Here is an 11,555-nt window from a genome sequence, read left to right on the forward strand (position 1 = left end):
GGAGCTGATTTAATATCAACTCCCCTTTTCTTTACTATGATATTACTCTATATAAGTTTCCATTAACTTAGCACCCGGCGCCGGAGATATTGTAACAACTTCCGTATCAGCAGGGATCAATACGGTTTGTCCCTGATGAACATAAATTTCATTGCCTTTACCATCTCTAATTGAGGCCTTACCTCCCATACAAATATAAACAACAAAAGAATCAAGTTCGGAAAAGTCACGAACCATGATCGTATCCAAATCAAGTAAATTTGTTGTAAAATATTTGCAAGTTGCCAACTCTACCGTTGCATTTGTATGCGCTTTGTAATGCGTACGATAATCAGGGGATAATGTATAATCGATAGCATCCTTCGCTAATTCCGTATGCAACTCACGACCGTTGCCATTTGCATCCTTACGATTATAATCATATATACGATAAGTTATGTTACTGGTCTGTTGTATCTCTGCAATAAAGCAACCGGCTCCGATAGCATGGACACGTCCCGCCGGCAAGAAAAACACATCACCCGGGCTTACCTCATAACGCTGTAACACATCCATTATAGTGTTATTTTCAACCCGTTTCACATATTCCTCTGCATCTATTTGCTTAGAAAAACCTGAATATAAAGCAGCATCTTTAGCCGCATTAATAACATACCACATTTCTGTTTTTCCGAAAGAGTTATGACGTTTTTTGGCCAACTCATCATCCGGATGAACTTGTATGGATAAGTTATCGCGGGCATCTATAAACTTAATCAACAAAGGGAAAGTAGTACCAAATCGTTCCAGAACTTTTTCTCCCAACAATTGTTTGCCATATCTACGGATCAATTCGTCCAGCGAAAAACCTTTTAATTTACCATTGGCAACAATAGAATAATTACCTTCAACATGAGAAAGTTCCCAACTTTCCCCGATACCATCCTGTATCGGTGTAATACCCTTAAACGGGCAGATATCAGAACCACCCCAAATAATCTTTTTAAGGATTGGTTCGAACGTAAGCGGATACAACATAAAATACGTGTTTTTATTTTTTAGTTTTACTATTTATTGTTTTAGCTTTAGCTGTCGTAGCCTTCGCCTTCACTTTCCTTAAAACCACTGCCGAGCGAGCGGGAATATATATTTTAAGCCACTCTTTTTTCTCTCCTTTATACAAAGGATCAAACTGTGTAAAATGGCGTATGCTATCATCTGATAAACCAAAACCTCCAAAACGTGTAGCATCAGTATTCAATACAACCTCATATTCTCCTTTCGGAACTAAAAAGCCGTAATCTGTAAATGATTTTGTAGGGTTATAGTTAAAGACAAAGACAAGATCTTTACGCATATAAGCTAAAATCTGATCGCCATCATTATCCCAAACTTTTTGTATCGGAGTATCCTGAAAATTCTTCACACTACTGATCAAAGCCAGCATCTCCTCATCGAAGTTACCCAAAAAATGATATTTTAAATCCGGATTATCAACTAAACCCCATTGACGGCGAGCGTACTTATATGACCACCCGTTTCCCTCACGAGGAAAGTCAATCCATTCCGGATGGCCAAATTCATTCCCCATAAAATTAAGATAGCCACCATTAATAGTTGAGGCTGTAGATAAACGAATCATTTTATGAAGAGCAATTCCTCTTTCTACTATAAAGTTATGGTCGTCTTTCTGCATGTGCCAATACATTTCGGCATCAATCAAACGGAAAATAATAGTCTTATCCCCTACAAGGGCCTGATCATGGCTTTCGGCATAACTAATTGTCTTTTCATCCGCACGACGATTTGTCGTCTCCCACCAGATTGAAGACGGATGCCAATCTTCGTCTTTCTTCTCTTTAATAGTCTTGATCCAGTAATCCGGAATATTCATTGCCATACGATAATCGAAACCATAGCCACCATCTTCGTATTTAACGGCCAGCCCCGGCATGCCACTTACTTCTTCTGCTATGGTAATAGCATTTTTATTTACTTCATGAATCAACTTATTTGCCAACGTAAGATAAGCAATAGCGTCTCCATCCTGATGACCGTTAAAATAATCTCCATAATTGCAAAATGCCTCTCCTAACCCATGACTGTAGTACAACATTGAAGTTACACCATCAAAACGGAATCCATCAAATTTATATTCTTCCAACCAGAATTTACAGTTTGATAATAAAAAATGAAGGACTTCATTTTTACCATAGTCAAAGCAAAGAGAATCCCAAGCCGGGTGTTCACGACGCTCGCCACTCAAAAAATATTGATTATAAGAGCCGTCAAAACGCCCCAATCCTTCTATTTCATTCTTTACAGCATGACTGTGAACAATATCCATAATAACAGCAATTCCCATACTATGGGCTTCGTCAATCAATTCTTTAAGTTCTTCCGGAGTTCCAAAGCGAGAAGATGCAGCGAAGAAACTACTTACATGATAGCCAAACGAACCATAATACGGATGTTCCTGAATAGCCATTATCTGGATAGCATTATATCCGTCTTTCAGTACACGGGGCAATACATTTTTACGAAATTCACTATATGTACCAACTTTTTCTTCACTTGACCCCATACCTATATGGCACTCATAAATCAGCAATGGAGCAGTGTTTGGTTTAAATTTTTTAATCTTAAAATTATACGGATTCTCAGGAGCCCATACTTGTGCACTAAAAATCTTTGTTTGTTCATCTTGTACAACCCGGCGAATCCAGGCAGGAATACGTTCTCCACTGCCGCCATCCCACTCTACCAATAATTTGAAAAGATCTTCGTGGTGAAGCAAACCTTCCTCCAAAACAATTTCCCAAACACCATTATCCTGACGGTTCATTTTATACCTGTCATCTTTCTGCCATCCGTTAAAAGTTCCAATCAGATAAATAGCCTTTGCGTTAGGAGCCCATTCACGAAATATCCATCCTTTGGAAACTTTATGTAATCCAAAATAAAGGTAACCGGAAGCAAGTTCGGACAAAGTTTGTCTACCGTTATTTGTTAGACTCTTCTCTTTATCAACAACATATTGATATCGTCCTTCTATGGCTGCCTTGTAAGGTGCCAGCCATGGATCATTTTTTATCAGATTTAGTGACTCCATGATTTAATTGATTGGTTATTGGACAAAGATAAAAGAAAAAAACATACTATTTGAGATAATATAAGGATATTTCTTATATTTGCAGCAAACCGTATGGCTGATGAGTAAAGGGACGAAGAGCATAGCATTCTACTTACTGATGATTCTTATTTTCGGTTCGTTAATGTACTTAGTTGCAAAGGAAGGAGAAAGCCAGCAACTGGAAAGTGCAATCACTTCAGCATACGATGCCCCCAGAAACCTACAAGAAGGCTTTTCTCTATTTTCCACATTATTAGTTCATCATATAGAAACTCCTATTGGAATCTTACTTCTTCAAATTATCACGATTTTGCTTACATGCCGGCTATTCGGTTGGCTATTTTTGAAATTAGGCCAACCTACGGTTATCGGCGAGATTGTTGCAGGTATCGTTCTTGGCCCGTCTATATTAGGACATTTATTGCCAGATGTTTCCAATTTCCTGTTCCCCCTGGATTCCCTTGCCAATATCAACATATTAAGCCAATTCGGATTAATACTATTTATGTTTGCTATCGGTATGGAATTGGATATAACCGAAGTAAGAAAAAAACTGAAAGAAACAATTCTTATCAGCCATACAAGCACAATAACACCTTTTTTCTTTGGAATGCTTACTGCATATTATGTATATGGCTCCTATGCAAACAAAGACACCCCATTCCTGTCCTTTGCTTTATTCATAGGAATTGCAATGAGTATCACAGCATTCCCTGTACTGGCCCGTATTATCCAGGAAAAAGGTCTTACAAAAACACATTTGGGAACCATTTCACTGGCTAGTGCTGCCAACGGAGATATCACAGCCTGGTGTCTTCTGGCGGTTGTTGTAGCTATTGCCCAGGCAGGAACAATGTTAAGTGCCATTTACAACATTGGTTTTTCTATTATTTATATCGCATTCATGTTTTTCGCCGTACGCCCCTTCTTACGTATGGTAGGACATATATATCATAATAAAGAAGTCATAGACAAGGGGTTGGTAGCCTTCATGTTCTTATTGCTCATTATATCATCTTATCTGACAGAAATACTAGGGTTGCATGCATTATTCGGCGCATTCATTGCAGGGGTAGTAATGCCAAGCAATATAAAATTCCGCAAAATTATGACGGAGAAAGTAGAAGATGTTTCCCTTGCTTTATTCCTTCCGTTATTTTTTGTTTCAACAGGGCTACGTACGGAAATAGGTTTATTAAACAGCCCGGACCTATGGCGCATGTGCGGTATATTTATATTAGTAGCAATTGCCGGCAAATTCGGAGGAGCTTTCTTCTCAGCCCGTTTCGTAGGCGAAAGCACGAAAGATAGTCTTTATATAGGAGCTTTAATGAATACCCGCGGGTTAATGGAACTGGTAGTACTTACGATCGGTTATGAAATGAAGATACTTCCGCCTCCTATTTTCGTAATGTTGGTACTCATGACTCTGGTGACCACGTTCATGACGACTCCGTTAATTTCATTTATCAAATTCTGCTATAAAACGCGAGACAAGATTATCGAACATAAACATGTTGAAGCTGTAGCAGGAATTTTTAAAGTATTACTTTCGTTCGGGCGTGCAAGCAATGGCCAGATTATGCTGGATGTTGCCCACCAAATGTTTTCTCACGGAAAAAACAAATTAGAAATTACAGCACTTCATTTAACTGTTGGTTCTGATATAAACCCCTTACATACCGATAATTTCGAAGAAGTTAGTTTTGGGCCAATCCTATACGGAGCACAAAAATTGGGTATTCCTATCCAGACCCGGTATGAAGTATCTACAAACGCCAGCCAGGATATTTGCGACATTGTGAATAATGAAGGCTACGATTTCTTATTGGTAGGTGCCGGTATCTCAATGAGTGATTTACCCACGGATATTGATGCCAATCGTTATCGTACCTCTTTCTACAATCGTTTCTTCAAACGATTCAAAGCGCCTGAATCATGGTTTTATCCCGGAGCTTTATTAAAAGATAAAACTAAAATGTTTATCGAACAAAGCGATTGTCCTGTAGGAGTATTCATTAACAGAGGCTTTGTAAAAGCAACAAACATAATTATTATCATTAATTCGGCTGATGATCTGTTCTTGCTTGACTATGCCCGGACATTACTAAAAACAACTCATGGTTCGGTTAATATCGTTAACCAGGCAAGCAGTACAACTCCAGGTATAGAAACTATCAACCAGAAGCTTAATGAATTTACAGAAACTATTAAACAGGCTACATTATTACCCAATAAAGATTTAACCCCTGAGATTTTCAATGGGCACAATTTCATGCTGGTAAGCTATGCCACATGGAATGATATATCCGAACATCGTAAAAAAGCGCTTCAAAAAATGCCTTCAACATTAATTTTAAGTAAATAATCCGCCATAGAACTACATTATTTTCAAAGAGCTTCGTCCGTTTCCACTCCGTTGTACCCGAATCTGGGTAGGAATACGTTCCGTCATTTCCTGCACATGAGAAATAACCCCAATCTTCCGGCCTTGCGTATGAAGACTCTCCAAGGCATCCATGGCAACGCGCAAAGTTTCGGAGTCCAGAGAACCAAAACCTTCATCAATAAACAAACTTTCAACATTCATTCTATTTGAAGAAAGAGAAGATAAACCAAGAGCTAAAGCCAAGGAGACTAAAAATGACTCGCCACCAGACAAACTATGGACAGATCTAACCTCATCGCACATATCCTGATCTATCACCTGCAAAGCCAACGTGCCAGGCACCCTCTCTAAACGGTAGCGTTTGGTAAGCCCTCTTAATTGAACATTTGCATAATTCAGTAAAACATCCAAAGTATAGCCCTGAGCTATCCGGCGAAATTTAGCACCATCCGAAGAACCGGCCAGATCATTTAATTTAGCCCAGCGCTCACTAATAACAGAGCGCTTATCCAGTTCATCTTTCAGACCTGCTACTTTCTGTAAATTCTCAGCATGTGTACGTAAACGGAATGAACATTCTGCTTTTTCTTTTGATGCCTGAGTCAAAGCATCCTCTAAAGAAATACCTCCGGATAATTCATTATATTGATTAATCCAAACCTCCAATGCCGCTTTTTTCTCCGATAGCATAACAGAAGTATCTGCTAAATCTTTTGTAATCTGTTCCGTGACACCTTTATATTGTTCAACAATCCCTGACTGTTCAACCTGCATAGATTGTAGTTTTTTCAAATTCTCTTTCAATTCCTCCATGTTGCGCACATATTCTTGCTCCACTTCATCAGCAGATCGTCCCGATAATAAACGGTTACGATCATCCCGATGATTTTTTAAATCATCCCGATGTTTTTGAAAAATCATCCCGAACTCTTTCCACTGTGCTATTTGCTTGGGTAGAAAAGTGCTATGCGACTCACATTCGGCCTTTAATATTCCTTGTTGCCGTTCCAACTGCTGCAAACATTCTTCATTATTACGCCACTGACGGGAAAAATCTGTCAATGTTTTACGGAATGCTTCCGGATTCTGTTGCCAGGCATGCTGCCATGAATCACTACCAAAAACCTGATTAGCAGCAAGTAATGAACGACTCTGCACTTCCTGATGTTCAACGGATAGAGCTTCCTCATGAGATATTTGAGTATTAACTAATTTCTGCTGATTCAGTATGCCAATTCGTACATTTTCGCTCTCCGTTATCTGTTTATGTAACTGAAGTTGGCGCTGTTGTAATAAAGCTTGCCGCTTCTGGTTGGCAGTATAAGTTTCCAATTGCTTAACCAGCTGCTGAATTTGTATTGTAATATCCGAAATTCCCTTGGCTAAAGCCAGTAATTTTTCTCCAGTCTCGTGGGATGCATAAGGATGCTCCTTGCTTCCACAAACCGGACACGGAGTTCCATCAGAAAGTTTATCCCGTAATGCTTTAATATCACCGGTAGTAACAAACTGAGCCTGTTCTACCAATAAACGTTCACGTTCGGAACGAGCTTCATCTATTGATTTATCAAGGCTTGTCGTATCTATTTGTTTCAGTAAAATATCAATCTGATTCAATTCAGTTTCCACTTTCAGCAAATCCGAGCGATGTTGTCCTATAGAAACATTCAATGTTGTTAATTCTATATCCAGCCGGTCTATCTGTTGTTTAAAGACTAAAATAGATTGCGCTGATTTCTCGAAAGACTGACGAGCACTAAAAGCTGCATCCAAATGCAAAAGTAAAGCGGGAAGCTGTTCGGCAATTCCGGCTTTTCCCTTATATTTCTCCCGCCAAGCTTTCAGTTTTTCTATTTCTTCTTGTCCTTGTCTCTCTTTCTTTTGCAAATCAAAAAGTTTATTTTCCGCTTCTTTTTTACTTTGGGCTGCTTCTTTCAAACGTTGCTCCGCTTCTGAAAAAGAACGCAAAACAGTTTCTATCTGTACATCTAATTTACGGGCCTGCTGCAACTCCGGTTGAAGACTTTTATAAAGAAACTCTGCTTTTTGTTGTTTTTCCAAGGCTATTTCATAGTCTTTACGGGATTTTTCCAATAGTTCAATCGATCGAGTCAATTTATCAGAAATATCTTTTTGCTGTATCTGTTTCCCTGCAATCTGCTGTTCGGCCGACTTTACTGCATCTTGTAAGTGTTGCCGTTCCACCTTAGCGCTTTCAAGGCGCAATAGCAAAGGTTCAACTTCAGAAAGACGCTTTTCAAAAGCCTGTACCTCTTCCTCTGCCAGTATTTCTACACTTTGCATCTGAACCCATATTTTTTCATAAGTTTCCCTGGCTTCCGCATTCTTCGTAAAAATCAAACGTGAAATAGCAGAAAATTGCTCTGTACCTGTCAATTTTTCCAGTAATGAAGCTTTTTCTCCCTGTTCCGCTTTTAAAAATGTGGAAAAATCATTCTGCGCCAATAAAACGGAACGGGTAAACTGCTCAAATGTCAGACCTATCAGTTCGACAATTCGTATTTGAAGATCTGAACGGGTTCCTTGTTCTTCCGTCTCTTTATCCAGATTAAAAAGTGTCGTTTTGGGATTTTGTAAACGTCCGCTCTCTTTATCACGGGCACGGGCAACCGACCAGCGTGCACGATAGCGAAAGCCGTTCAATGCAACAAAATCTACTTCCGCATACCCAAAGGCTGTTCCTCTCCGTAGTATAAAACGAGGATCTCCCTGAGGCAGAACATCTTCATTTACATCTCTCAATCTCACATTATTTTCTTTTGCCTGATCCGTACGGGGAGTACGGGAGAAAAGAGCCAGGCACATAGCATCCAACAATGTAGATTTACCTGCTCCAGTCGGACCGGAGATAGCAAATATACCGGCTGACAGTAAAGGTTCCACCGTAAAATCTATAGAAAACTCACCCTCAAGCGAAGCCAGATTACGCCCGCGTATCGCTAATATCTTCATAAAGCAACCTCCCGCATTACCTCCTTAAATAATTGTTCCATATCTTCAGGTAAGTCGCCGCCATACTTAGCAGTAAAAGCATGTTTCAACATATCCGTCGGATCAATTTTCTGCAAATCATTATAAGAAAGAGCACGGAAATCGTCTTCGCCTTCACTTTCCGGATAAGAAGGAACGATAGAGGTTAAACGAACCGCTTTTCCTTCAAGCACCTCTTCTACCCGATGACGAAAACCCGGATCCGGTTCAGTAAGCAAAACACGTACTTCCAGAAAAGGATTTGTATTATTGTCCTTATTCTCCGCATCGGGCAATTCTGTTAACATCGCTAACACAACATCGGGAGAAGCAGCAGAAGGCGGTATTCTTAACAACTCGGTCACTACAGGCACAGCCAAAGGTTCTATAAACAGAGTTTTTCCACGTTCAATAGTAACGGAAACGACCTGATGCCGATAGTTCGTTTCCGAAAACGACATAGGCAACGGACTTCCCGCATAACGTACAGAATCGCGACTACCTATTTTTTGGGCTTTATGAATATGTCCTAAAGCCGTATAAGCTAAACCTGTATTAAAAGTATTGACCGAAACAGATTCCAACCCTCCCATAATAATACGTTCACTTCTGTCATCATCCGACAACTCGGCTCCGGTTGCATGCAAATGTCCCATAGCAATAATTGCTTCCCCCGGAAGCCGTATAGACTCCGCATACAAATAAAGCCGGTTATACATCCTGTCTATTCCGGCCACATAATTATCTTGCCCTTCTTCTGACGAAGGATAATCGCCTTGTCTGAGAAATGGTACAGCCAGGCACAATGCTTGCCGTTCTCCTTTCCGGTTGTATAATGGTATAATCAATGAATCTAAGTCAATTTCACCATCTTCTTTCCGCTTAATAATTCCAATAACAGTAGTCCTTAATTCTTCCAATAAAGGAACCGGAGCTTCAAGACGAGCTGCCGAATCATGATTTCCGGCAGTAATAACAATTTGTAATTCCGGATTACGATGATTTGCCTCTTTCAAAAAACGGAAAAAACGGCGTTGTGCCATTGCCGAAGGATTAGCAACATCAAATACATCTCCCGAAATCAGAAGAACATCCGTTTGCTGATCATCTAATGTATCAACGAGCCATGAAAGAAAAGCATCATGTTCATTATCACGATCATAACCAAAGAAGGTTTGTCCTAAATGCCAGTCGGCCGTATGTATCAACTTCAATGCCATATCCTGTCCGTTTTTACAGTATAAAATCTTTTCTGAGTTTACAAAGTTAATGACAAATCGGCAATTATCCAGAAAACTCGCCTATCTTTGCGGCCATCAATAACACAGAACAGGAATGAATTGGTTGATTGAAGATTTTTTAGCACCGACAATGATTCAGGCGATCATAATAATCTCCCTTGTTGCTGCCGTTGGTCTGTATTTGGGAAGACAAAAGATTTTCGGAATATCTCTGGGGATAACTTTCGTATTCTTTGCAGGAATTATGGCCGGACACTTCGGTATCGTGGTAAATAAGGACATGTTGATGTTCGCCCAGAATTTCGGATTAATTATTTTCGTATACACACTTGGATTACAGGTTGGCCCCGGTTTCTTTTCTTCCCTGAAAAAAGGAGGAGTGGAACTCAATATGATGGGAATAGCCGTTATCTTCCTGGGAATATTATTGACTCTTGCATTACATTGGGTAACCGGTATATCTTTATCAAATATGGTTGGTCTACTATCCGGTGCTGTGACCAACACCCCCGCATTGGGTGCAGCCCAACAAGCTCTATTGCAAATTGATCCCTCCAATTCAAAAAGCGTTACCGATATGGCATTAGCATGCGCTGTAGCTTATCCGTTAGGAGTCATCGGCGTTATACTGGCAATTATCATATTACGAAAAATGTTTGCCAACCAATCGGACAACATACATAAAGAAACAAAAGATACCACTACTTATGTAGCCGAATTTCAAGTCTGCAATCCTTCCATATACAACAAAAGCATTCTGGAAGTAATGAAGCTAACGGGAAAACACTTTGTTATTTCCCGCGTATGGAGAAATGGAAAAGTAAGTATCCCCACTTCCGATTTCCAATTAAAAGAACACGATCATTTACTGATCATCTCTGTAAAATCAGACGTAGAAACAATCAAAACGTTATTTGGAGAACAGGAAAATGTAGACTGGAACAAAGAGGATATTGATTGGAATGCTATAGACAGTCAGCTTATTTCACGCCGTATTTTAGTAACCCGAAACCGGGTAAACGGAGTTAAGCTCGGTTCTTTACGGTTGCGCAATTTATATGGAATTAATATAACCCGTGTCAATCGTGCAGGTATAGATTTGCTAGCCTCTTCTAATTTGCGCCTTCAAATTGGTGATAAACTAACCATCGTGGGCGAAGCCAACGCTGTAAATACAGTAGGGAAAATATTAGGTGATGAGGTTAAGCGCTTGGATAATCCAAACCTTATTGCCGTATTTGTTGGAATCTTCCTCGGTGTATTACTTGGTTCCCTTCCTATTTCCATACCGGGAATAAGCACGCCTGTAAAGCTAGGCATTGCAGGAGGACCAATTATAGTAGGTATACTTATGGGCGCTTTCGGTCCCAGATTCCATTTAACCACTTATACAACCCAGAGTGCCAACTTAATGATGCGGCAATTCGGTATCGTCATTTATCTGGCGGGGCTAGGTATTGATGCCGGAGCACATTTCTTTGAAACAGTGTTCCGGGCAGAAGGATTGCTCTGGATAGGAATAGGTTTTATGCTCACAATTGTACCTGTTTTAATAGTAGGTTTCATTGCATCCCAATTTTTTAAAGTAGATTACGCCAATAATATAGGTATGCTTTGCGGAAGCATGGCTAACCCTATGGCATTGAGTTATGCTAATACGACAGTGGAAGGAGACGAACCATCTGTTTCGTACGCTACCGTATATCCGCTGTCCATGTTTATACGGGTTATATCAGCACAACTTATCATCATGTTATTTACGTAGCGGTAGTAATCTGGATCTTTGACATTCATCTTTTATTAAAAATATATCAGGATTATT

6 protein-coding genes are annotated in these 11,555 nt (G+C 39.8%); 2 read left to right on the forward strand and 4 right to left on the reverse strand.

All coding sequences use genetic code 11. The features are described 5' to 3' along the window. Positions 1-42: 42 nt before the first annotated feature. The gene (locus tag C4S38_RS01305; RefSeq protein ID WP_103982216.1) at positions 43-1,017 is read right to left on the reverse strand and encodes a type I phosphomannose isomerase catalytic subunit; all 975 of its coding nucleotides are present in this window, start codon (positions 1,015-1,017) and stop codon (positions 43-45) included. Between the two features lie 13 nt (positions 1,018-1,030). Next, complete coding sequence (locus C4S38_RS01310) at positions 1,031-3,091, reverse strand: alpha amylase C-terminal domain-containing protein (protein ID WP_103982217.1); 2,061 nt, start codon at positions 3,089-3,091, stop codon at positions 1,031-1,033. A 100-nt stretch (positions 3,092-3,191) separates the two neighbouring features. Here C4S38_RS01310 and C4S38_RS01315 point away from each other — a divergent pair, with 100 nt between their 5' ends. After that, the gene (locus tag C4S38_RS01315) at positions 3,192-5,480 is read left to right on the forward strand and encodes a cation:proton antiporter (RefSeq protein WP_103982218.1); all 2,289 of its coding nucleotides are present in this window, start codon (positions 3,192-3,194) and stop codon (positions 5,478-5,480) included. Between the two features lie 12 nt (positions 5,481-5,492). Here C4S38_RS01315 and C4S38_RS01320 read toward each other — a convergent pair whose 3' ends face one another. Together C4S38_RS01320 and C4S38_RS01325 are read right to left on the reverse strand one after the other, a co-directional pair. Next, a complete protein-coding gene (locus C4S38_RS01320; RefSeq protein ID WP_103982219.1) occupies positions 5,493-8,474 on the reverse strand; it encodes an AAA family ATPase in 2,982 nt (993 codons plus the stop codon). Continuing rightward, positions 8,471-9,712, reverse strand: coding sequence for an exonuclease SbcCD subunit D (locus tag C4S38_RS01325; RefSeq protein WP_103982220.1), 1,242 nt, complete (start codon positions 9,710-9,712; stop codon positions 8,471-8,473). Before C4S38_RS01325 ends, C4S38_RS01320 begins: the two co-directional genes overlap by 4 nt. A 115-nt stretch (positions 9,713-9,827) precedes the next feature. On the opposite strand from C4S38_RS01325, the gene C4S38_RS01330 reads away from it, so the two are divergent. Continuing rightward, positions 9,828-11,498 (forward strand): putative transporter, encoded by a 1,671-nt coding sequence (locus C4S38_RS01330; protein WP_103982221.1) that lies wholly within the window; start codon positions 9,828-9,830, stop codon positions 11,496-11,498. The last annotated feature ends 57 nt before the right edge of the window (positions 11,499-11,555 follow it).

It is taken from the genome of Parabacteroides chinchillae, from assembly GCF_900108035.1.
Taxonomy (GTDB): Bacteria; Bacteroidota; Bacteroidia; order Bacteroidales; family Tannerellaceae; genus Parabacteroides; species Parabacteroides chinchillae.